Source organism: Variovorax endophyticus, from assembly GCF_025376855.1.
In the GTDB taxonomy this organism is placed as follows: Bacteria; Pseudomonadota; Gammaproteobacteria; order Burkholderiales; family Burkholderiaceae_C; genus Variovorax.
Genome location: NZ_JAHUTH010000002.1, coordinates 223,481 through 244,111, shown reverse-complemented (window position 1 = coordinate 244,111; position 20,631 = coordinate 223,481). Strand labels below are relative to the sequence as shown.

The window sequence follows — 20,631 nt, the reverse complement described above, 5'->3', positions numbered from 1 at the left end:
CAGAATGCCGGGCTTCCGATCGCAGCCGATTCCCCGCTTTTCCATGCACGACCGCTTCCTCGACGACATCCGCCGCAACCCGAACAACCGCGCCATCCTCGAGCGCTGGGATGCGTTGGCCTTGCCCGACGGCTGGCTGGTCGCGGGTTGCCTGTTCCAGACCGTCTGGAACCTGCGCTCGGGCGACGCGCCGGAAGCGCGGATCAAGGACTACGACCTGTTCTACTTCGATGCCGAGGACCTGAGCCAGGCCGGCGAGGCGCGCGTGCAGGCGCGTGCCGATGCGCTGCTCGGCGACCTCGGCATCGAGGTCGAGGTGGCGAACCAGGCGCGCGTGCATCTCTGGTACGAGTCGCACTTCGGCGAGCGCTACGACGCATTGCACAGCGCGCGCGACGGCATCGACCGCTTCCTCGTGCCCGCCACCTGCGTCGGCGTGCGGCCCGGCGAGCTTTATGCGCCGAACGGCCTGGAGCTGCTGTACGAGGGCGTGCTCACGATGAATCCGCTGGTGCCGCACCGCGAACTGTTCGAGCGCAAGGCGGCCTCGTACCGCGCACGCTGGCCTTGGCTTCGCATCGAGCCCTGAGCGATGCGCTAACATGCGGCCCGCGGTTGCAAGCCGCGCCCGGGCCCGCGGGAAGGGTTGAACCCACTTGCCTTCGCACGCTGAGCAACCAGCAGTCCTTTGTGCAGCCGAATTTGCGGGTCTTCGGCGTCGATGCACGGAGGTTCCTGTGAAGCGCATCCCCCCTCGGCCCGACCTGGGCCATCTCAAGAAGCAAGCCAAGACGCTGCTGTCGTCCTACCGCCAGGGCGACGCGGCGGCCATCGCGCGGTTTCGCGCGCACCTGCCGGCCGCGGCCGCGAGGAGCGACGCGGCCATCGTCGCCATGGACCTGCGATTGCACGACGCGCAGTCGTGCATCGCGCGCGAGTACGGCTTCGTCTCCTGGACCGACCTGCAAGGCTTTGTGCTCGCGCGCCAGGCCGCCGTGGCCGATCCCGCGAGGGCGCTGCGGCACTGGCTGGCCCTGGTCTATGCGGGCGACGTGGCCGGCGGCAACAACGCAGCGCGGCCCGCGGTGGCCGAGCGATTGCTCGCCGAGACGCCGCGGTTGCTCGGCGACGATCCCTGGCTGGCCTGCGCCGTCGGCGACGAGGCCGCGTTGCGCGCCGCGATCGCGCGCGACCCCGCGTGGGTGCACCGCGCGGGCGGGCCGCTGAAGCTGCCGCCGCTGGTGGCCGTCACGCACTCGGCCTTCCTGCAATTGCCGGCGTACCGCGACCGCATGCGCGCCTGCGTGCGCCTGCTGCTCGAAGCCGGCGCGGATGCCGACCAGTCCATCGGCAACCGCTGGCCGCCCGCCTCGCTGGCCGCGCCGAACGAGGACGAGCGGCTCACGGCGCTGTACGGCGCGGCCGGCCAGCAACGCGATCCGCAAACCACGCGGCTGCTGCTCGATGCCGGCGCCGATCCCGACGACAACGAGTCGCTCTACCACTCGCTCGAGAACCGCGCCTGCACCGCGCTGCTGCTCGCGGCGGGCGCGCGCGTGACCGGCACCAACGCGCTCTACCGCGTGCTCGACCTCGACGATGTCGAGGCGCTGAAGCTGTTGCTCGCGCATGGCGGCGATCCCAATGAGAGCGCCGGCAGCGCGCCTACCAATGAGTGGGGCACGCCGTTGCTGTGGGCGATTCGCCGTCGCCGTTCGCCGGCCCACATCGAGGCCCTGCTGGCCGCGGGTGCCGATACCTCGGCGCGCACGCGCGAGGGCATCGATGCGCGCACGCTGGCGTTGCGCTTCGGGCTGGTGGAGGTGGCGCGCCTGCTCGAAGGCACCGGTGGCGAGGCACAGGACGCGCCGCAGGAAGCCTTCATCGCGGCCTGCGCGCGCGCCGACGAACCGGCCGCCCGCGCGCTGCAGGCCGCGCATCCCGGCCTCGTCGACACGCTGTCGGAATCGCAGCTTCGCCTCCTGTCCGAACTCGCGGCGCAGGAAGGCTGCGGCGATGCGGTGCGGACCATGGTGCGCTGCGGCTGGCCGATCGCCGCGCGCGGCGGCGACTGGGATGCCTCGGCGCTGAACCAGGCCGTGTTCCGTGGCGATGCCGCGCTCGCGCGCTTCCTGCTCGAGCACGGCGCGAGCTGGACCGAGACGCACGGCTATGGCGACAACGCCATCGGCTCGCTGTCATGGGCCTCGTACAACCAGCCCGTCGAGGGCGGCGATTGGCTGGGTTGCGCCGAGGCCCTGGTCGCGCATGGCATGCCGACCGCGCAACCCGATCCGGCCAGTGCCGATACGGTGCTGATCGACGGGACGCGCAAGGCATTCTCGGAAGAGGTCACGGAATTCCTGCTCGCCGCGACGCCCTGATGAGTGACGAAGATCGGGAACGAGATGGCCCTTTCCGAAAGAGCGGCTATTAGAAACTTCTTACACCCGATAGCTCGCTGAAATAGATTTCGCGTGCGAATGCCAGAGGCAATTGCACGCAATTTCACCGGAATCCGTAGCTATACGTTTGTCCTCATCGAAGGCGCGAGCCAGCGGTATTCGAAGGGCCGTTGCAAGAAAAAGTAAGGTGCAAATCCAATATCGGAAATCGACACTGCGATTCCCCAATTGGGGTCAACTCAAAGGAGATTCGTGATGTCGACTAAACCTGGCTTCTACACAATCATCTCGTTTGTCGGTGGCGGTATCCGTGGCCTGCTGTCGGCCACCATCCTGCAGCGCCTGTACAACGCCGACACGGCGCTGCTGGACCAGACCAAGATGTTCGCGGGCTGCTCGACCGGCGCGATCATCAGCAGCGAATTGCTGGCGGGCAAGAAGCCCGAGCATCTGATCAAGCTGTTCACCGGCAAGGAATTGAGTTTCTACAACGCCATGAATCCCGATCCGAGAAAGCCCGCCTACTCGATCGACGAGGTGCTGGCCAGCCAGGAGGAGCTCCATGGCACGACACCGATCGCCAATGCGCGGCACGACGTGCTGCTCGTCTCGTTCAATGTCGGCGGCGTCGAGCCGGACCAGCACGACGGCAAGATGATGCCCACCCCGTGGAAGCCGATGATGTTCACCAACATGCTCGGCACGGAGCGGGACAGGCTCGACGGCCTCGAGGGCAATGCCGAGACCCTGATCGCGCATGCGGCGACCTCGAGCGGCGCCATGCCGGGGCAGCTCGGCTCGATGAACGGCAATGTCGATGGCGCCTTCTTCAACCACGACCCCACGGTCGCCGCGATCGCCCTCGCGGTGCGCAACGGCTACACGCTCGACCAGATCGCCGCGATCACGATCGGAACCGGCTACATGCCCTACTGGCTGCAGAGCGATACCCACGACTGGGGCGCCTCGCAGTGGATGAATGGCGACGGCAACCCCTTCGACAACATCACGCCCTTCCTCATGAACCAGAAGGGCGCGTCGCCGGTGCTGGACATGAGCCTCAACGGGACTTCCACGGAGCTCATGCCGAACATCGCCAAGATGCTGCTGGGCGACCGCTACGTGAACCTCAATCCGAGGCTGCCGTGCGTCATTCCCGAGAACTCGACCAACGACCAGGCGCTCTCGCTGCTGCAGCGCCATGGCAACAGCGTGGACATCACGGGCGCGCTGGCGCTGATCGATGCCTACTGGAAGCGGGACGTGGTGGCGTCAGGCCCGGCCGTGGGCCGCTCTTCGTCGGCGCCCGCGAAGACGGCGGCGCAGAAGGCCAGCCACATCGATCCGCTGAAGACGGAGTTCTTCATCCGCCACAAAGGCAACATCGTTCGCGTGCTCGACATCAAGGACGCATCGAGTGCGTCCGGGGCGCAGGTCATCGCCTACAGCCGGAAACCCATGACGGACCCGAGCGTGAAGAACCAGCTCTGGAAGTTCGTGCCCTCCACCGAAAAGGACTGGTGGTACCTGGAGACGGCGATGGGAACGGGCTTCGTCATGACGTTGTCGGGCGGCGATACCGGCGTCGCGCCGAAGCTGATCGTCCAGGCGCGCCAGGACGCCGCACGGGACCGCCAGCTCTGGAGCCTGGTGTCGACCGAGGAGCTCGGCTACTTCTTCATCCAGAACAAGGCCGCGCCCGCCGACGTGCCGAGCGTGAATCCGGACTCGTACGTGCCCATCTGCATCGGCGTCGAGATCGACCACACCGAGGACTGCTACGGGGTGCCGCTGGACTACGAGCACGACAGGCCGATGGCGTTCTGCTTCCTGCCGCCGGGCGACCAGCAGCTGTCGGCCGCTCGCTAGCGCGAGCGGGGTGCTGGCGGGTTCAGCCCTCCAGCACCTGCCGCACCTTCACCGCCAGCGCCTCCAGCGTGAACGGCTTCCCGATCAGCTCCACCCCCGCGTCGAGCACCCCGTTGTGCACCACCGCGTTGCGCGTGTAGCCGGTGGTGAACAGGATCTTCACCGCGGGCCAGCGGCGGCGCACTTCCTCGGCGAGCCTGGCGCCGTTGACCTCGGGCATGACGACGTCGGTGAACAGCAGCGCGATCTCGGGATGGGCCTCGAGCTGGCGCAGGGCGGCGGCGGCGCCGTCGGCCTCGAGCACGCGGTAGCCGAGCTCGGTCAGCGCGTCGACGCTGAACTGCCGCACGGCCGGCTCGTCCTCCACCACCAGCACCACCTCCTGCATCTCGCCGAGCGGCACCTCGTCGGCGCGCTCGGCATCGGGATCGTCCCCCCCGGCGCCGGCGAAGCGCGGCAGGTAGACCTTGACGGTGGTGCCATGGCCGACCTCCGAATAGATCTTGACGTGGCCGCCGGTCTGCTTGACGAAGCCGTAGACCTGGCTCAGGCCGAGGCCGGTGCCCTTGCCCACGCCCTTGGTGGTGAAGAAGGGGTCGAAGGCCTTGGCGATGACCTCCTCGCTCATGCCCATGCCGGTGTCGGTCACGGCGATCATCACGTACTGCCCCGAGGGCACGCCTAGGTGGGTGGTCGCATAGTGGCCGTCGAGGTGGGCGTTCTGGGTCTCGATGGTGAGGCGGCCGCCCTCGGGCATGGCGTCGCGCGCGTTCACCGCGAGGTTGAGGATGACGTTCTCGAGCTGGTTCGGGTCGGCGTGCGCGCGCCACAGGCCGCCGGCCAGCACGGTCTCGAGCTGAACCTCGGCGCCGAGCGCGCGGCGCAGCAGGTCGGACATGCCGGCCACCAGCTTGTTGGCGTCGATAGCCTCGGGCCGCAGCGGCTGCTGGCGCGAGAAGGCGAGCAGCCGCTGGGTCAGCACGGCGGCGCGGCGCGCGCCGTCCATGGCCGATTCGGTGTAGCGCTGGGCGCGCGGGTCGCTGTCGCCCATGCGGCGCTTGAGCAGCTCGAGCGATCCCATGACCACGGCCAGCATGTTGTTGAAGTCGTGCGCGATGCCGCCGGTGAGCTGGCCCACGGCCTCCATCTTCTGCGACTGGTGCAGCCGCTCGTGCGCCAGTTCGAGCTCGGCGGTGCGCGCCTTCACGCGCTCCTCGAGCTGGGTGTTGGCATGCTGCACGGCATCGAACAGCCGCGCATTGTCGATCGCGATCGCGGCCTGCGCGGCCAGGCCGACCATCACGCGTTCCGAGCGTTCGCTGAACATGCCGGTCTGCACATGGCCGAAGAACAGCCCGCCGATGACCTCGCCCGAGCGCGAGACCACCGGCACCGCGAGGTAGCTGCGCACTGGCAGGTGGCCGCGGGGCATGCCCTTGTTGGGCGGGTTCTGTGCATAGCGCGGGTCCGCGAGGATGTCGTCGGAGCGGATCACGCCCTCGCCGCGGAAGGTGGGCGCGAAGACGGGCGTGGCGCGCGGCATGCCGAAGTTCTCGAAGGCGGCGCGGTCGGCGCCCGAGAGCGAATAGAGCATGTAGCGCTCGCCGGCCTCGTCGAGCACGTTGTAGAAGAAGGCGCCGAAGCTCGCGCCCGTGAGCTCCACGCCCGCATCGACCACGTGCTGCACCAGCTTCTGCAGGTCGAGCTCGGCCGCGATCTGCGCGCCGGTGGCGTTGATGATCTCCAGCGTCTGGGTCTCCATCGCGAGCCGGTCGCGGCTGTCGCGCAGCCGCGCCTCGACGCGCGCGCGCTCGGCCGCGTCCCAGGTGCGCTCGGCGGTCAACTCGGCCAGTTCGATCTCGTTGGGCATCCACGGCCTGGGCGCGGCTTCGTGCAGGTAGAAGACGGCCCGCAGCGCGCCCGCGCGCAGCAGCGGCACCACGACCAGCGCGCGCGTGCCGATGCTCTCCCAGGTGTCGGCATACGCGCCGCCCGCGCGCGCATCGGCGCGGAAGTCCGCGATGACCAGCGTGCGCCCGGCCTTGAGCTCGGCCACCACCTCGGGGCCGAAGCCGTCGAGCACGCGCGATTCGCCCGCGAGGCTGGACAGGGCGCCGGCGCTCCAGTCGCGTGCCACGGTCACGTTCTTCTGCGTGGCATCGACCACGCCATAACCCGCGCGCCCCACCGCGAGGTGGCGGCCCAGCAGCTCGGCGGCGGCGCTCGTCACCGCCACCGGGTCGGCGAGGTCGCGCACCGTGTCGCTGAGCCTGAGCAGGAAGCGCTCGCGCTCCTCCACCGATTTGCGCTCCGAGATGTCGCGGTAGAAGATCGCGAGCCCGTCGCCCGAGGGGTAGGCGCGCATCTCGATCCAGGCGCTGCGGCCGCTGGGCCAGGTGTAGAAGTGCTCGATCTCGACGCGCCGGCGCTCGCCCATCGCCTGGCGATAGAGCCGGCCGAAGGCGCTCTCGAAGGTGCCGGGCCAGGCCTCCCACAGGGTGCGGCCGATGATCTCCTCGCGCGAGCGCGTCTCCAGCCGCATGCCCTCGGCGTTGATGGCCAGCACGCGGTAGCCGGCATCGACCAGCACGAAGCCCTCGGCCATGCCCTCGAGCACGCCGCTGGCGCGCGCTTCGCTCTCGCGCAGCGCGGCTTCGGCGCGGATGCGCTCGGTGGTCTCGATGACGATCGCCAGCACGCCGGCGGGGCGGCCGCTCTCGTCGAGCACCGGCGAGTAGTCGAGGTTCATCCACACCGGCTCGGGCTTGCCGTGACGGTGCAGCACCAGCTCCTGGTCCTTGAAGGCCAGGGTGCCGCCCGCCAGGCCGACCTTCATCACGTGGTCGTTGAAGTCCGCCACCTCGGGCCAGCCCTGGCGCACCTCGGAGCCCAGCAGCTGCGGATGGCGGCCGCCCGCGAACACCGAGTAGGCGTCGTTGTAGATCATGAAGCCGGGCTCGCCCCACAGCATGACGATCGGCACCGGCGAGCGCAGCAGCAGGCTGGTCGCGGTCCGCAGGCTCTGCGGCCAGGTGGCGATCGGCCCGAGCGAGGTGCGCTCCCAGGGGAAGTCGCGCACCAGGCGGCCCAGCTCGCCGCCGCCCTCGAGGAAGGCCAGGTGCGTGCGTTCTCCTTCGTCGTCCGTTCGCTGCGTGTTGCCGGAACCGTCCACCATTGCCTGCGCCTTTCGTGGGCGAGCCGCAGCCTCGCCGTCGCCGCCGCCTCGCCGGGCGGAATTGCCGGCAAATATAGAGGGGCCCGGTGCCGGCGGGAAGTCAGCGGGTTTCAGTCCCGGCCGAGGGCGAGCGCTGACAGGGCGGGAGGCTGCTCCGCCGGTGCGCCGTTCAGCGCTGCGACTTGCGCAATCGGTGGATCAGGAACGCCTCGAGCAGCTCGGTCGCCTTGCGCCCCGGCAGCGGCGCGGTGGCCAGCCAGGCCTCGGATTCGGGCAGCGCGGGCAGGCCCTCCTTGGCGCCTAGGATGCGCAGCCGCTTCGAGATCGTGGCCTCGCGGAACACGCCCACCGCGATGCCGGCGCGCACCGCGGCCTCGAGGCCGGTGACCGTGGTGCTGGTGTAGGCGATGCGCCAGGGGATGCCGGCGCGGTCGAGCGCATGGGTGGCCCAGTCGCGCAGCATCGCGCCCTCGGGATTCAGCGCCAGCGGCAGCGGCCGCTGCAGGTGCGTCGACGAGCCCGGCGCGGCGGCCCAGACGATGCGCGACTTCGACAGCGGCAGCCCCTCGCCCGAACCGACCGGGCCGATGCCGATGACCATGTCGTAGCGCGCGCCCAGCTCCGCATGCATCAGCGACGACACGCCATGCTGCAGCTCGACGTGGATGCGCGGATGCAGCCGGCAGAACTCGGCGATCAGCGCCGGCAGCACGCGCGTGGCGTAGTGCTCGATCGATCCCAGGCGCACGCTGCCCGAGACCTCCTGCGCATCGACGTCGCGAAACAGCTGGTCGTTGAGCCGCAGCATCTGGCGCGCCAGCGGCAGCAGCTGCAGGCCCTCGGCCGTGGGCACCAGCTTGCGGCTGCCGCGCTCCACCAGCTGCACGCCGAGCTGCTCCTCGAGCCGGCGCATCTGCATGCTGACCGCCGACTGCGTGCGCGACAGCGCCTTGGCCGCGGTGGTGAAGCTGCCGATGCGCACCAGCGTGTCGAACACGCGCAGCAGGTCGATGTCGGCCGTGTGGCTGCGCGGGGCGGGGGTGTTCGGGGTCGGCATGGGGCCTCGATTCAATCACGGAACGTGATGGAAGCGATCATCAAACATCACGTTCCGAGCTGAATCGCGGGTCAAGAATGAGGCCTCACGGGACCTCATGAGCCCGAACAGGAGACCGCATCCATGCATCACCCCCCGTCTTTCTCGCCGCCGCGGCGGCGCCTGCTGCAGGGCGCGCTCGCGGCCTCGGTCGTGCCCGCCTGGGTGCGGCCGGCGCGGGCCGCGGCGCCCTGGCCGCAGAAGCCCGTGCGCCTGGTCGTCGGCTTTCCGCCGGGCTCCTCGCCCGACGCCCTGGCGCGCACCGTCGCCGATCCGCTGGCGCAGGCGCTGGGCCAGGCGGTGATCGTCGAGAACAAGGTCGGCGCCGCGGGCACCATCGGCGTGACCGCGGTGGCCCGGGCCACCGATGGCCACACCATCGGCCTGACCGGCAACGGCCCGCTGACCACCGCGAAGCTGCTCAACCCCGCCGTGCCCTACGACGTGGCGCGCGACCTGCGCCCGATCTCGCTGGTGGGCAGCAGCCCCTTCGTGCTGGCCGGCAGCACCGACATGCCCGCCACCGATCTGCGCGGCCTGCTGGCCCATGCCAGGTCGCGCGGCGACCGGCTCAGCTACGGCTCGGTCGGGCCGGGCTCGGGCTCGCACCTGGCGATGGAGCTGCTCAAGACGCTGAGCGGCATCCAGGCGGTGCACGTGCCGTTTCCGGGCTTTCCGCAGGTGGCGACCGCGCTGATGGGCCAGCAGATCGACCTGTCGTTCATGATCCCGTCGATCGCCGTGCCGCAGGCGCGCAACGGGCGGCTGCGGCTCTATGGCGTCAGCACCGCGGCGCCGTTCCCGGCCTTCGCGGACCTGCCGCCGCTGCAGTCGGCGCTGGCGGCCGGCCAGTCCTTCGACGTGGCCTCGTGGAACGCGATCTTCGGCCCCGCGAGCCTGCCGGCGCCGGTGGCGCAGCGGCTGTCGGAAGAGATCGCGCGCATCCTCAAGGCGCCCGAGGTGCGGCAGCGGCTGTTCGACCAGGGCTGGCAGGCGCTGGGCACCGCGCCCGAGGCGCTGACGCGCACCATCGCGCAGGACACGGCGATGTGGGGCGGCGTGATCCAGCGCACCGGCGTGCGCGGCGAATGAGGGGCCGCGCATGAAACGGCGACACCTCCTCTCGGGCGCGGCCGGCATCGCCGGTGCCGGGCTCGCATCGGCCGCCCTCGCGCAACCGGCGCGTGCGGCACAGCCCTCCACCTTCGTGCTCGTGCACGGCGCCTGGCACGGCGGCTGGTGCTGGTCGCGCGTGGCGGCGCGGCTGCGCGAACGCGGCCACGCGGTGTACACGCCCACGCTCACCGGCCTCGGCGAGCGGCGCCACCTGATCTCGCCGCAGATCAATCTCGACACGCACGTGGAAGACGTCGTCAACCTGCTGCAGTTCGAGGAGCTCGAGCGCGTGGTGCTGGTGGGCCACAGCTATGCGGGCATCGTGATCTCGGGCGTGGCCGACCGCGTGCCGCAGCGGCTGCGCCAGCTCGTCTACCTCGATGCCTTGCTGCTCGAGCCCGGCAAGAGCCTGTTCTCGGACTTCCCGCCGGCCGTGGTCGAGCAGCGCTTGAAGGCCATCCGCGAGACGGGCGGCGGCGTGGGCGCCGCCGCCGCGCTGCCACCCTCGGCCTTCGGCGTGAAGGACCCGGCCGACGCGGCCTGGGTCGCGCGCCACCTCACGCCGCAGCCCGTGGGCACCTACCTGCAGCCGCTGCTGCTGAAGGCGCCGCTGGGCAACGGCCTGCCCAAGACCTACATCGAGTGCACGGGCGACCCGATCGCCACGCTCGAACCCACCAAGGCGCGCGTGCGCGCCGATGCCGGCTGGCGGCTGCGCACGCTGGCCACCGGGCACGACGCCATGGTCACCGCGCCCGCGGCACTGAGCGAACTGCTGACCGATCTCGCGGCCCCGGCCGCTTCGTCCTCCTGATTGACCTGAATGAAAGCCTCGCGATGGGAACCCTGACCCCCGAAGAACGCCATTTTTTCCGCTCCGACGTGCATGCGCGCCAGGGCGAGCGCCGCGCGCGCCAGCCGCACGGCCACATCACCGAGCCGGCGCGCCAGGTGCCGGTGCACGAGCGTTGCGATGTGCTGGTGCTCGGCGGCGGCCCGTCGGGCGTGGCGGCCGCCGTGGCGGCGGCGCGCAGCGGCGCGCGCACGGTGCTGCTCGAGCGCTACAACCACCTGGGCGGCCTGTCGACCGGCGGCCTCGTGATCTGGATCGACCGCATGACCGACTGGTCGGGCCGGCACGTGATCCAGGGCCTGGCGGCCGAGTTCATGGACCGCCTGGGCCGCGATGCCGTCGCGGGCCCGCCGCGCGAGGACTGGGGTTCGCGCGACGCGGCCAAGGCCGAGCACTGGTCGCTGCGCACCGCGGCCTTCCATGGCGTGGTGACCCATTCGCCGACCATCGACCCCGAGATGCTCAAGGGCGTGTACCACCAGATGGTGCGCGAGGCCGGCGTCGACCTGATCCTGCACGGCTGGATGGTCGCGCCGATCGCCGAGGCCGGGCGCGTGACCGGCGCCGTGTTCGAGAGCAAGCAGGGCCGGCGCGCCATCCTCGCGCGCGTGGTGGTCGACACCACGGGCGAGGGCGACCTCTACGCCGCCGCGGGCGCGGCCTTCTCGTCCGACATCGACGCGCACGACATCCACCACTGCATCAACACCTCGTGGCTGTTCGCGGGCGTCGACATGCGGCGCTGGCTCGACTTCCGCGCGCGCCAGCCGCAGGCCTACTCGGCGCTGCTGGCGCGGGGGCGCGAGACGCTGGGCAGCTTCGAGAAGCCCATCGTCTCCTGGCGCGACGACGTCGCCACCTTCCTCGGTCCGCGCAAGTCGGGCTTCAGCGCGCTCGACGTCGACGAGATGACGCAGGTCGAATGGGAGTCGCGCCGCAGCATGGCCGAGCACCTGGCTTTCTACCGCGCGCATGCGCCGGGCTTCGAGCAGGCCTGGACTATGCTGATGGCGCCGCAGATCGGCACCCGGCATGGCCGGCGACTCGCGGGCGTCAAGAGCGTGCGGCGCGCGGACTGGGACGCGGGCGCGGTCGAGGCCGACGAGATCGGCATCAGCCCCAGTCCTTCGCCGAAATTCCCGAACATCTCGGTGCCCTACGGCGCGCTGGTGCCCGAGCGGCTCGACGGCGTGCTCGCCGCGGGCAAGCACATCTCGTGCGACACCAACTCGCACGGCTTCATGCGCGAGATCCCGCAATGCTGGCTCACGGGTCAGGCGGCCGGCACCGCCGCCGCGCTGGCGGCCGACGCGGGCGTGCTGCCGCGCGAGGTCGACGTGAACCGGCTGCAGGCGCTGCTGATCGCGCAGGGCGTGCCGCTGCGGCAGACCACGCCGGTGGCAACGGAAGCGCAGGCGACCGCATGAGCTTCCGGCTCGCACTGGCCCATCTCGGCATGCTCGATGCGACGCCGCCGCGGCTGGTCGAGACCGCGCATGCGGCGGGCTTCGCGGGTGTCGGCATCCGCTTGCTGCCCGCGCGCCTCGGCGAGGCGCCGTTCCCGATGGCCGTGGGCGGCGCGATGCTGCGCGAGACGCTGGCGCGGCTGAGCGACCTGGGCATGGCGGTGCACGACATCGAGATCGCGCGCATCAAGCCGGACTTCGATGCCGCGGCCCTGGCCAGCGTGCTCGAATCGGCGCAGGCGCTGGGCGCGCGCTGCCTCATGGTCAATGTCGACGATGCCGACCTCGCGCGCGCCGCCGACGGCATCGCCGCGCTGGCCGAACGGGCGCGGCCGCACGGGCTGTCGCTCGGCGTCGAGTTCATGGTCTACACCGCCGCGCGCAGCCTGGCCGATGCGCAGCGGCTGGTGGCCGCGGTGCCGGCGTCCGATGCACGCATCGTGGTCGATGCCTTGCACTTCTGCCGTGCCGGCTGCCAGCCTGCGCAGATGCATGCCGAGCGCATCGACCACGGCTTCATGCAGATCAACGACGCGCCCGCGCAGCGCCACCCGGGCCTCTCGCCCGCCGAGGAAGGCCGCGCCCACCGGCTGTTTCCGGGCGAGGGCGCGCTGCCGCTGGCCGCGCTGCTCGCCTCCCTGGCCGGCGATGCGCTACTGTCGGTCGAGGCGCCCAGCGCCATCCGCATGGCCACCATGGAGCCGCATGCGCGCGCCGCGGCCGCCTATCGCGCCACCACGTCATTCCTGCAACGAAACGGCTTCGCCCATGCCTGACAACACCCTCGACTGGAACGGCCTCAAGCTCGACGGCAGCACCGCCGTGCTCGGCATCATCGGCGACCCGGTCGCGCAGGTGAAGGCGCCGCTGCCGCTGACGCAGCGCCTGCAGCGGCGCGGCCTCAATGCCGTGCTGGTGCCGCTGCATGTGCGCGCCGACGACGTGGTGCCGTTGCTGCAAAGCCTGCACGTGGTGCGCAACCTCGCGGGCATCGTCGTCACGGTGCCGCACAAGCAGCAGGTGGCGGCACTGCCGATCGAGCTGATGCGCGCGGCGCGCGAAGCCCGCGCCGTGAACGTGCTGCGCCGCCATGGCCAGGGCTGGCAGGGCGAGCTGCTCGATGGCGCCGGCTTTCTCGCGGGCCTGGTGCGCAACGGCTTCGAGGTGCGGGGCCGCAGCGTCGGTCTCGCGGGCGCCGGTGGCGCGGGCAATGCGATCGCCTTCGCGCTCGCCGCCGCGGGTGCCGCCTCCATCGACATCCGCGATGCCGAGGATGCGAAACGCGCCGATCTCGTCGCGCGGTTGCGCGCATCGGGCTGCAACGCCGGCGCATGGGATGGCGAGAGCCCGCGCGACCTGCTCGTCAACGCCACGCCCGCCGGCATGCGCGCGGACGATCCGTTGCCGATCGCGCCCTCGGCGATCCGCGCGGGCCAGGCGGTGGCCGACGTGATCATGGAGCCGCCCACCACCGCGCTGCTCGCGCTCGCCGAATCCATGGGCGCGCGCATCGTCCATGGTCGCCACATGATGGACGAGCAGCTCGAGGCCATGGCCGACTTCTTCGCCGAGGTGCTGCGATGAGCGCGCCCTTCTTCCCCGGTTTCGAGGCGCGCAACATCGAACTCGGCGATGCGCGAATCCAAGTCGAAGTCGGCGGCAGCGGACCGCCTTTGCTGCTGTTGCATGGCTACCCGCAGACGCATGTGGCCTGGCACCGCGTCGCGCCCGTGCTCGCGCGGCATTTCACCGTGGTCACGCCCGACCTGCGTGGCTATGGCGACAGCACCGGGCCCGCCGGCGATCCGTTGCACCTCAACCACTGCAAGCGCACGCTGGCCGCCGACAAGCTCGCGCTGATGCGCGCGCTGGGCTTCGAGCGCTTCGCTGTCATGGCCCACGACCGCGGCGCGCGCGTGGGCTACCGCCTGGCGCTCGACACGCCCGAGGCCGTGCGCTGCTTCGTCTCGCTCACCGTGATTCCCACCGAGGAGATGTGGAAGCGCGCCGGCATGGCCTTCGGGCTCAAGGCCTTCCACTGGTACCTGTTCGCGCAGCCCTTCGACCTGCCCGAGCGCATGCTGCGCGCCGACCCCGCCTACTACCTCGACTGGACCCTGCGCAACATGGTGCAGAAGGTCGACGCCGTCACGCCCGAGGCGCTGGCCGAGTACCACCGCGCCTTCGCGAAGGAATCGGTGCGCCACGCCATGCTCGAGGACTACCGCGCCGCCGCCTCGATCGACCTGCAGCACGACCGCGAGGACCTCGCGGCCGGCCGTCGCCTGGCCTGCCCGGTGCAGGTGCTGTGGAGCGCGTCGAACACCGCGCAGCCCGACCCGGCCGAAGTCTGGAAGACCTGGGCCGACACGGTGGAGGGCGGCACCGTCGACTGCGGCCACCTGATGGCCGAGGAGGCGCCCGCGGAGGTGCTGGCACAGGTGCTGCCGTTCCTGCGGCGCCATGCCTGAATGGCATTACCCGGATTCACGAAGGAGAAGAAGACCATGAGAGACAGGACCCTGCGTTCGCGCCTGCTGGCGCCGCTGTGCATCGCGCTGGCGCTGCTGCAGTCCACCCTTGCGCACGCGCAACCCCAGCCACCCGTGCGCCTGAGCGGCCTGCAGGACGCGACGCTCACTCGCCAGCAGGAGTTCTTTCCATCGACCGCGTTCGAGACCGTGCATGCGGGCGGCTGCGGCGTGATGGAGGGCATCGCCACCGCATCGGATGGCAGCGTCTATTTCACCGAGATCACGCGTTCGGTCGGCTGCAGCGACGCCAGGGGCGTGCAGGGTGGCCGCATCTGGGTGATTCCGCCGGGTGGCCGGCCACGCGTGTTCCGCGAGCCCAGCAACATGGCCGCGGGCCTGGCCATCGACGCGCAGGACCGCCTGGTGGCGGCCGAGGGCGCCGACTTCGGCGGCCGCCGTGTGTCGGTCACCGACCTGCGCAGCGGCGACTACCGCGTGGTCGCCTACTTCCACGACAACCGGCAGCTCAATGCGCCCAACGACGTGGCCATCGACCGCGCGGGCCGCATCTATTTCTCCGACCTGCGGCTGTTCGGCCCCGAGACCATCGAGCAGCGCATCCATGCCGTTTACCGCCTCGACCCGCCGGCCGCGGGCAGCGGCGCCAAGGGCCTGTGGCCCATCGTCCGCATCCTCGGCGACAACGCCAAGGTCAACGGCGTCGAGCTCTCGCCCGACGGGCGCACGCTCTACGCGGGCCTGTGCGATCCCGGCAGCAACGCGCTCGGCGAGCAGGGCCCGGCCCCGCTCGACCGCACCGGTTCGGGCGGCCTGCTGGCCTATGCGCTCGATGCCGCGGGCCAGCCCGGTTCGCCGCGCGTGCTGCTCGACCTCGAGAAGGCCGGCTGCGTCGACGGCATGACCACCGACGCCGAAGGCAATGTCTACCTCGCGCTACCGTCCTCGCCCGGCGGGCCGGGCATCTACGTGCTCACGCCCGCGGGCCAACTCGTGGCGCGGCTCGTGCTGCCGAACCGCGAAAGCCCCGTTAACGTCGGCTTCGGGCGCGGTGCCGAGGCGAGCATGCTGTACGTGGCGACGGTGGGCGTGGGCAAGGTCTACCGGCTGCGCGTGGGCAAGAACGGATCGGCGCCCGCGCACTGATTCCGGCCGCGGGCGATCAAGGCTGCATGCCCACCAGCCGCAGCAGGTTGCCGCGCGCCACCAGCGCACGCGCATCGGGACTGAGCTGGACCAGGAAGTTCTGCACGCTCGCGAATTTCATCGTCTCGGTGTCGGCCGAGCGGTGGCTCGCGTCGGTGCCGATCAGGAAGCGGTGCGGCTGCGCCTCGATCAGCGCGAGCCATTCGGGCCAGACGTTCTGGCCGTCGCGCAGCACGGTGTAGTCGGGCGAGCGCGGATGGCGCGGCCAGGTGCGCGCACTGAGTTCGTAGTGCAGATTCGGATGCCGATCGAGCAGTCGCCGCGCGAGGAACAGCGGCGTGTAGCCGCCGTGGGCCCAGATCACGGGCACGTCGGGGAAGCGCTCGAGCATCTGCTGCAACTCGGCCATGCGCGTGATTTCCACATGCACCATCACCGGCAGCCGGTACTTGCGTGCGAGCACCATGATGCCGGTCATGGTCGCGCCGGTCGGGCTGTAGTCGGTCTCAGCGAAGCCCGAAGCCGGGAAGTGCGACGCCGAGATCTCGCCGATTCCCCTGTAGAGCCCGGTGGCCAGCAGCGCGTCGAGCTGCGCGAGCAGGGCCGGATCGTCGGCGCTCCAGCCGGGGCGGTAGATGCTGCGCTCGGGCGAGATCGAGGCGAAGGGGATCAGCCGGTCGGGATGGCGCTTCGCGGCCTCGGACACCGATTCGTTGCTGCTGCGCCCGCCCCAGAACACCACGGCATGCGTCGCGCCCCAGCGGTCCATCAGCGCGAGCTGCATCGCGAGGTCGTTGAGATGCACGTGCGCGTCGGCGAAGGGGATCGTGGGCACGGCGGGCGATGGCGAGCTCTGCGGCCAGGCGGGCAGGGTCGCGGCCCACAGCAGGCTTGCGTGCAGGCAGAGCGCGCGTGCCAGGCGGGGCAGTCGTTGGCGATCGATCCGATCCATGGTGTTTCCTCGTGCAGCAGGGAGGAGTTTCCCGGGGGAAGACCTTCCTCGACTCGAAGTCCTCAAGACGAACGAGGTCCGGCGTTTTTCAAGCCTCGAAGCCCGCGGTGCGCCAGAATCCCGAACCGATCCCGATCGACTCCCCGCCGCCATGCACCGCACCGTCGCCCTGCTCGTTTTCTCCGGCGTCCAGTCGCTCGACGTCAGCGGCCCGATGGACGTGTTCTCCGAAGCCAACCGCTTCCTGCCGGACGAGGACCACTACCGGCTCGAGACCATCGGCGTGGAGCACGGCACCATGCCGTGCTCGAACGGCCTCTCGCTGCAGGCGCATCGCCACTATGCCGAGGTCGACGATGCCTTCGACCTGCTGCTGGTGGCCGGCGGTCCGGCGCTGGTGCGGCAGCATTTCGATCCGGCGCTGTACCGCTGGCTCGAGGCCGCGAGCGCGCGGGCCGCGAGCTTCGGTTCGATCTGCAGCGGCGCCTTCATCCTCGCGCGTGCCGGCCTGCTGAATGGCCGCACCGTCACCACGCACTGGAACGACGCGGCGGCGCTGGCCAGCCTGTGCCCGAGCGCGCGCGTCGAATCGAACCGGCTCTTCAACCAGGACGGCAAGCTCTACACCTCGGCCGGCGTCACGGCGGGCATCGACCTGTCGCTCTACCTGCTCGCGCAGCACCACGGCAACGAGGTGGCGCTGCACGTGGCCCGACGGCTCGTGGTGTTCACGCAGCGCGCGGGCGGGCAGTCGCAGTTCAGTCCCTTCCTCACGCCACGGCTCGAGCCGGCCTCGTCGGTCGCACAGGTGCAGCAGTACGTGATGGCGCACCTGGGCGACGAGCTCACGGTGGCGGTGCTGGCGCGGGTCGCCCACATGAGCGAGCGCAGCTTCGCGCGCACCTTCGCGCGCGACGCGAAGCTCACGCCGGCCGAATTCGTCGAGAGCGCGCGGCTCGATGCGGCGCGCGTGATGCTCGAGAACGGCCAGGCACCGATGAAGACCGTGGCCTTTGCCTGCGGCTTCCACGACGCGCATCGCATGCGCGCGGTGTTCCTGCGCCGCCTGGGCGTCACGCCGCAGCAGTACCGCGCGAACTTCGGCGCCGCGCGGCCCAGGGCTTGACGGCGACGCGCGGGCACGCGGACAATCCGGCTCGCAGTCGCCTTCGCGGCGCGCTGCCGTAGGCGTTACCGTCATCCAACGCGTCCTTTGTCGAGGGGTTCCCAGCAGGGAGATCTCGATGCAAAGACGCCACGGTATGCCCTCTCTCTTCCTCTCGTTCATCCTGCTCGCCGAAGCGTGCTGCGAGGGTTGCCATGGCTTTCTCCATGACCCCAACCCATCGAAAGACAGCACCCATGAAAACCAGCGGCAACACCATCCTCGTGACGGGCGGCACCAGCGGCATCGGCCGCGCGCTCGCCGAGGCCCTGCATCGGCGCGGCAACCGCGTCATCGTCACCGGAAGGCGCGAGGCCCTGCTCGACGAGGTCACGGCCGGCCGGCCCGGCCTGTTCGGCCTGCGGCTCGACCTCGACGATCCCGCGTCGCTGCCACGCGTCGCGCGGGAGGTGCGCGAGCGCTTTCCCGAGCTCAACGTGCTGATCGCCAATGCCGGCATCTCGCGCGCGGAAGACATGCGCGCCGACGCCTGGACCGCCGCCGATGCCGAAGCAATGGTGCGGACCAACATCCTCGGCGTGCTGCGCACGGCGGCGGCGTTCCTGCCGCTGTTGAAGGGCCGGCCCGATGCGAGCTTCATCGCGACTGGCTCGGCGCTGGCCTTCGTGCCGCGCGCGGACTTCCCGGTCTACTGCGCGACCAAGGCCTTCCTGCACTCGTGGCTGCAGTCGCTGCGCCACCAGCTTCGCGCGGTGCCGGTCGAGGTGCTCGAACTCGCACCGCCCTACGTGCAGACCGAACTCACCGGCAGCGCGCAGGCCTCTGATCCGCGCGCCATGCCCGTGGGCGCCTACGTGGCGGAGGTGATGCGACAGCTGGAGCGCGGCGATCATCCGCACGGCGAACTGATGCTCGAACGCGATCACGCGCGTCGCTGGGCCGAGCGCGATGGCCGCTACGAGGCCGTCTTCGCGTCGCTGAACCCCTGCTGAAGCGCGCGCCAGGGCGCCATGCCATCATCGTTGGATGAACTCTCACAGTGCATTCAACAGTGCCGACGCGGTCGCCAAGTACGCGGAGGGCCCGAAGCGCAACGTGCCCGGCCACAGCGGCCTGCTGCCGATGACGCGCATCCTGCTGGCCGAGCGCGTGCCGGCGGAAGGCCGCGTGCTGGTGGTGGGCGCCGGTGGCGGCCTCGAGCTCGAGGACCTCGCGCTCGCCAACCCCGGTTGGCGCATCGACGGCGTCGACCCGAGCGCGCCGATGCTCGATCTCGCGGCCCGGCGACTGGGCCCGTTGACGTCGCGCGTGGCCCTGCACGAAGGCTATGTGCAGGACGCGCCCGAAGGCCCCTTCGACGGCGCGACCTGCCTGCTGACCTTCCATTTCGTGCCGCCTGACCAGCGCCTGCCGACGGCGCGCGAGATCCATCGCCGCCTGAAGCCCGGCGCGCCTTTCGTGGTCGCGCACCTCAGCGTGGAGGACGGCGAGGGCCAGCGCGAGACCTGGATGAAACGCTACGCGGCCTTCCTCGTGTCGTCGGGCTCCGACCCGAAGCAGGCGGCCGCCACGAGCGAGAAGGTGCAGAAGGAGCTGGCGATCCTGTCGCCGGCGCAGGACGAGGCGATCCTGCGCGAGGCGGGGTTCAGTGAGGTGCAGCTCTTCTACGTGGGGTTCACGTTCAGGGGGTGGGTGGCTTACGCGTAGTGGTCGGCGCCTCAGAACCAGTGCCGCAGACCCAGCTCGTACCCCGTCGATGCGCCGGGCTGGCGCGGGAATGCGGAGCTGGGTGCGCTGCCGTAGGACGGCCCTCCCAGGTTCAACCGGGGGCCTTCGCGGTTTGTCAGGCGCGAGACCGTCGCGTAGAGCGCCGTTCGCAGCGACAGGTTGTGCACATAGCCGATGGCCCACTTGTCGATCCGGGGCCTGGCGGTGCCCGCCAGCGTGCCGGGAACGAGGAGTTCGTCGTAGCGCACGCGTGCGTACGAGGCGCGCAGCATGCCGGCGCCCAGGGGCATGGTGAGTCCCACCAGGTAGCCGCGGAAGCCGGTGTCGGGGAGCGGGGCCGGGCCCGATGCCGTGGCGCGTTGGCCCGAAGCCCTGGTCCTCGAATACTCCGCCATCAACTTGAGCGTGGCGAAGTCGTAGCTGCCGGCGATGTTGAAGAAGCGGACCCGCTCGCTGCGGTCGACGCGAGAACTGTCGCCGACCTTGCTGCGGCCGTACGCGCCCGAGAGGTTCCAGGGGCCGGCGGCATAGCCCAGGCGAATGCCCGAGTAGCGGTCCGTGCGCGGGCGGGCGCTCCAGGGGTTGGCGGCGGGCGGCGGGTTGTCGTCCTCGCCGAGGGTGTGCATGACCTGGCCGTAGAGCCCCCACAGATCGGGCGGCAGGAAGTAGCTGATCGCGTTGCTCCCCCGCACATAGTTGACGTTGCCGCCCAAGCCGCCGGCCTTGCCCAGGGGATCGAAGACATTGGCCGCCGACAAGAGGCTGAGGCCGGCGCCGGTTTCGTTGAAGGGATCGACCATGGCCTCGCTGTTGAAGCTCGGCGTGTAGTCGCGTCCCAGGCGGAACTCGCCGAAGGTGCCCGACAGGCTCACGGTGGAGCGATCCCTGAAGTCGCCGATACCCCGGGAGCCATCGTCGGGAACGATGCCCGATTGAAGCCAGAAGCTGGCCGACAGTCCGCCGCCCAGGTCCTCGGTGCCGCGGAATCCCAGGCGGCTCTTGTTGAGGCCGCCTTGCGTCAGGGCGACGAGCCGGCGTGTCGTCGTGCGTTGACTGAAGGGGTCGTGCTCGCTGTTGGAAAAGCTGCTGAGCGACATGTCGACCACACCGAATATCGTGACGGTCGATTGGGCCGTGGCCAGCTCGGCGGCGCCCAGGGCGCAGAGCGCAAAAAGAAATCGATGCATCGTGTCTCCTCTGGTGTTGT

The 20,631-nt window shown here is 70.5% G+C and carries 17 protein-coding genes; 13 read left to right on the top strand and 4 right to left on the bottom strand.

Annotated features, from left to right (window positions below; all coding sequences use genetic code 11):
• Positions 1 to 43 precede the first annotated feature (43 nt).
• From KV106_RS03865 to KV106_RS03855, 3 genes are all read left to right on the top strand, one after another.
• On the top strand, positions 44 to 589 hold the full coding sequence (locus KV106_RS03865) for a nucleotidyltransferase family protein (RefSeq protein ID WP_261206231.1): 546 nt from the start codon (positions 44 to 46) through the stop codon (positions 587 to 589).
• Positions 590 to 737: 148 nt separating this feature from the next.
• Positions 738 to 2,384 carry an ankyrin repeat domain-containing protein gene (locus KV106_RS03860; RefSeq protein WP_261206229.1) on the top strand — a complete coding sequence of 549 codons (1,647 nt, stop codon included), beginning with the start codon at positions 738 to 740 and terminating at the stop codon, positions 2,382 to 2,384.
• Positions 2,385 to 2,660: 276 nt separating this feature from the next.
• Positions 2,661 to 4,274, top strand: a complete 1,614-nt coding sequence (locus KV106_RS03855) for a patatin-like phospholipase family protein (protein ID WP_261206227.1) — start codon at positions 2,661 to 2,663, stop codon at positions 4,272 to 4,274.
• 22 nt (positions 4,275 to 4,296) lie between these two features.
• Here KV106_RS03855 and KV106_RS03850 read toward each other — a convergent pair whose 3' ends face one another.
• Together KV106_RS03850 and KV106_RS03845 are read right to left on the bottom strand one after the other, a co-directional pair.
• The gene (locus KV106_RS03850) at positions 4,297 to 7,449 is read right to left on the bottom strand and encodes a PAS domain-containing protein (protein ID WP_261206225.1); all 3,153 of its coding nucleotides are present in this window, start codon (positions 7,447 to 7,449) and stop codon (positions 4,297 to 4,299) included.
• A 169-nt stretch (positions 7,450 to 7,618) separates the two neighbouring features.
• Positions 7,619 to 8,506, bottom strand: coding sequence for a LysR substrate-binding domain-containing protein (locus KV106_RS03845; protein WP_261206223.1), 888 nt, complete (start codon positions 8,504 to 8,506; stop codon positions 7,619 to 7,621).
• 123 nt (positions 8,507 to 8,629) lie between these two features.
• Between KV106_RS03845 and KV106_RS03840 the strand changes: the two genes are divergently transcribed.
• The 7 genes from KV106_RS03840 to KV106_RS03810 are packed head-to-tail and all read left to right on the top strand — an operon-like array spanning position 8,630 to position 15,618.
• Positions 8,630 to 9,637, top strand: a complete 1,008-nt coding sequence (locus KV106_RS03840) for a Bug family tripartite tricarboxylate transporter substrate binding protein (protein WP_261206221.1) — start codon at positions 8,630 to 8,632, stop codon at positions 9,635 to 9,637.
• A 10-nt stretch (positions 9,638 to 9,647) separates the two neighbouring features.
• Positions 9,648 to 10,475: an alpha/beta fold hydrolase gene (locus tag KV106_RS03835; RefSeq protein WP_261206219.1), complete on the top strand. Its 828-nt coding sequence runs from the start codon at positions 9,648 to 9,650 to the stop codon at positions 10,473 to 10,475.
• A 23-nt stretch (positions 10,476 to 10,498) separates the two neighbouring features.
• Positions 10,499 to 11,941 (top strand): FAD-dependent oxidoreductase, encoded by a 1,443-nt coding sequence (locus KV106_RS03830; protein WP_261206217.1) that lies wholly within the window; start codon positions 10,499 to 10,501, stop codon positions 11,939 to 11,941.
• On the top strand, positions 11,938 to 12,756 hold the full coding sequence (locus KV106_RS03825; protein WP_261206215.1) for a sugar phosphate isomerase/epimerase family protein: 819 nt from the start codon (positions 11,938 to 11,940) through the stop codon (positions 12,754 to 12,756). Before KV106_RS03830 ends, KV106_RS03825 begins: the two co-directional genes overlap by 4 nt.
• Complete coding sequence (locus KV106_RS03820; protein WP_261206213.1) at positions 12,749 to 13,564, top strand: shikimate dehydrogenase family protein; 816 nt, start codon at positions 12,749 to 12,751, stop codon at positions 13,562 to 13,564. The genes KV106_RS03825 and KV106_RS03820 overlap by 8 nt, the downstream gene beginning before the upstream one ends.
• A complete protein-coding gene (locus KV106_RS03815) occupies positions 13,561 to 14,451 on the top strand; it encodes an alpha/beta fold hydrolase (protein ID WP_261206211.1) in 891 nt (296 codons plus the stop codon). The genes KV106_RS03820 and KV106_RS03815 overlap by 4 nt, the downstream gene beginning before the upstream one ends.
• Positions 14,452 to 14,487: 36 nt before the next feature.
• The gene (locus KV106_RS03810) at positions 14,488 to 15,618 is read left to right on the top strand and encodes an SMP-30/gluconolactonase/LRE family protein (RefSeq protein ID WP_261206209.1); all 1,131 of its coding nucleotides are present in this window, start codon (positions 14,488 to 14,490) and stop codon (positions 15,616 to 15,618) included.
• A gap of 16 nt (positions 15,619 to 15,634) precedes the next feature.
• On the opposite strand, the gene KV106_RS03805 is transcribed toward KV106_RS03810, so the two are convergent.
• Positions 15,635 to 16,570 carry an amidohydrolase family protein gene (locus KV106_RS03805; RefSeq protein ID WP_261206207.1) on the bottom strand — a complete coding sequence of 312 codons (936 nt, stop codon included), beginning with the start codon at positions 16,568 to 16,570 and terminating at the stop codon, positions 15,635 to 15,637.
• Positions 16,571 to 16,721: 151 nt separating this feature from the next.
• Here KV106_RS03805 and KV106_RS03800 point away from each other — a divergent pair, with 151 nt between their 5' ends.
• The 3 genes from KV106_RS03800 (at position 16,722) to KV106_RS03790 (ending at position 19,403) form a co-directional block, all read left to right on the top strand.
• Positions 16,722 to 17,696, top strand: coding sequence for a GlxA family transcriptional regulator (locus KV106_RS03800; RefSeq protein ID WP_261206205.1), 975 nt, complete (start codon positions 16,722 to 16,724; stop codon positions 17,694 to 17,696).
• Positions 17,697 to 17,932: 236 nt separating this feature from the next.
• Positions 17,933 to 18,688 (top strand): SDR family oxidoreductase, encoded by a 756-nt coding sequence (locus KV106_RS03795; protein WP_261206203.1) that lies wholly within the window; start codon positions 17,933 to 17,935, stop codon positions 18,686 to 18,688.
• 34 nt (positions 18,689 to 18,722) lie between these two features.
• Complete coding sequence (locus KV106_RS03790) at positions 18,723 to 19,403, top strand: class I SAM-dependent methyltransferase (RefSeq protein WP_261206201.1); 681 nt, start codon at positions 18,723 to 18,725, stop codon at positions 19,401 to 19,403.
• A gap of 11 nt (positions 19,404 to 19,414) precedes the next feature.
• Here the strand turns inward: KV106_RS03790 and KV106_RS03785 are convergent, their stop codons facing one another.
• Positions 19,415 to 20,611, bottom strand: a complete 1,197-nt coding sequence (locus KV106_RS03785) for a porin (RefSeq protein WP_261206198.1) — start codon at positions 20,609 to 20,611, stop codon at positions 19,415 to 19,417.
• Between the last annotated feature and the right edge of the window lie 20 nt (positions 20,612 to 20,631).

Bases quoted from the DNA above. Each gene is read 5' to 3' on its own strand.
- KV106_RS03865 (WP_261206231.1), top strand. From the start codon at position 44: ATGCACGACCGCTTCCTCGACGACATCCGCCGCAACCCGAACAACCGC.
- KV106_RS03855 (WP_261206227.1), top strand. From the start codon at position 2,661: ATGTCGACTAAACCTGGCTTCTACACAATCATCTCGTTTGTCGGTGGC.
- KV106_RS03850 (WP_261206225.1), bottom strand. From the start codon at position 7,449: ATGGTGGACGGTTCCGGCAACACGCAGCGAACGGACGACGAAGGAGAA.
- KV106_RS03845 (WP_261206223.1), bottom strand. From the start codon at position 8,506: ATGCCGACCCCGAACACCCCCGCCCCGCGCAGCCACACGGCCGACATC.
- KV106_RS03840 (WP_261206221.1), top strand. From the start codon at position 8,630: ATGCATCACCCCCCGTCTTTCTCGCCGCCGCGGCGGCGCCTGCTGCAG.
- KV106_RS03835 (WP_261206219.1), top strand. From the start codon at position 9,648: ATGAAACGGCGACACCTCCTCTCGGGCGCGGCCGGCATCGCCGGTGCC.
- KV106_RS03830 (WP_261206217.1), top strand. From the start codon at position 10,499: ATGGGAACCCTGACCCCCGAAGAACGCCATTTTTTCCGCTCCGACGTG.
- KV106_RS03825 (WP_261206215.1), top strand. From the start codon at position 11,938: ATGAGCTTCCGGCTCGCACTGGCCCATCTCGGCATGCTCGATGCGACG.
- KV106_RS03820 (WP_261206213.1), top strand. From the start codon at position 12,749: ATGCCTGACAACACCCTCGACTGGAACGGCCTCAAGCTCGACGGCAGC.
- KV106_RS03815 (WP_261206211.1), top strand. From the start codon at position 13,561: ATGAGCGCGCCCTTCTTCCCCGGTTTCGAGGCGCGCAACATCGAACTC.
- KV106_RS03810 (WP_261206209.1), top strand. From the start codon at position 14,488: ATGAGAGACAGGACCCTGCGTTCGCGCCTGCTGGCGCCGCTGTGCATC.
- KV106_RS03805 (WP_261206207.1), bottom strand. From the start codon at position 16,570: ATGGATCGGATCGATCGCCAACGACTGCCCCGCCTGGCACGCGCGCTC.
- KV106_RS03800 (WP_261206205.1), top strand. From the start codon at position 16,722: ATGCACCGCACCGTCGCCCTGCTCGTTTTCTCCGGCGTCCAGTCGCTC.
- KV106_RS03795 (WP_261206203.1), top strand. From the start codon at position 17,933: ATGAAAACCAGCGGCAACACCATCCTCGTGACGGGCGGCACCAGCGGC.
- KV106_RS03790 (WP_261206201.1), top strand. From the start codon at position 18,723: ATGAACTCTCACAGTGCATTCAACAGTGCCGACGCGGTCGCCAAGTAC.
- KV106_RS03785 (WP_261206198.1), bottom strand. From the start codon at position 20,611: ATGCATCGATTTCTTTTTGCGCTCTGCGCCCTGGGCGCCGCCGAGCTG.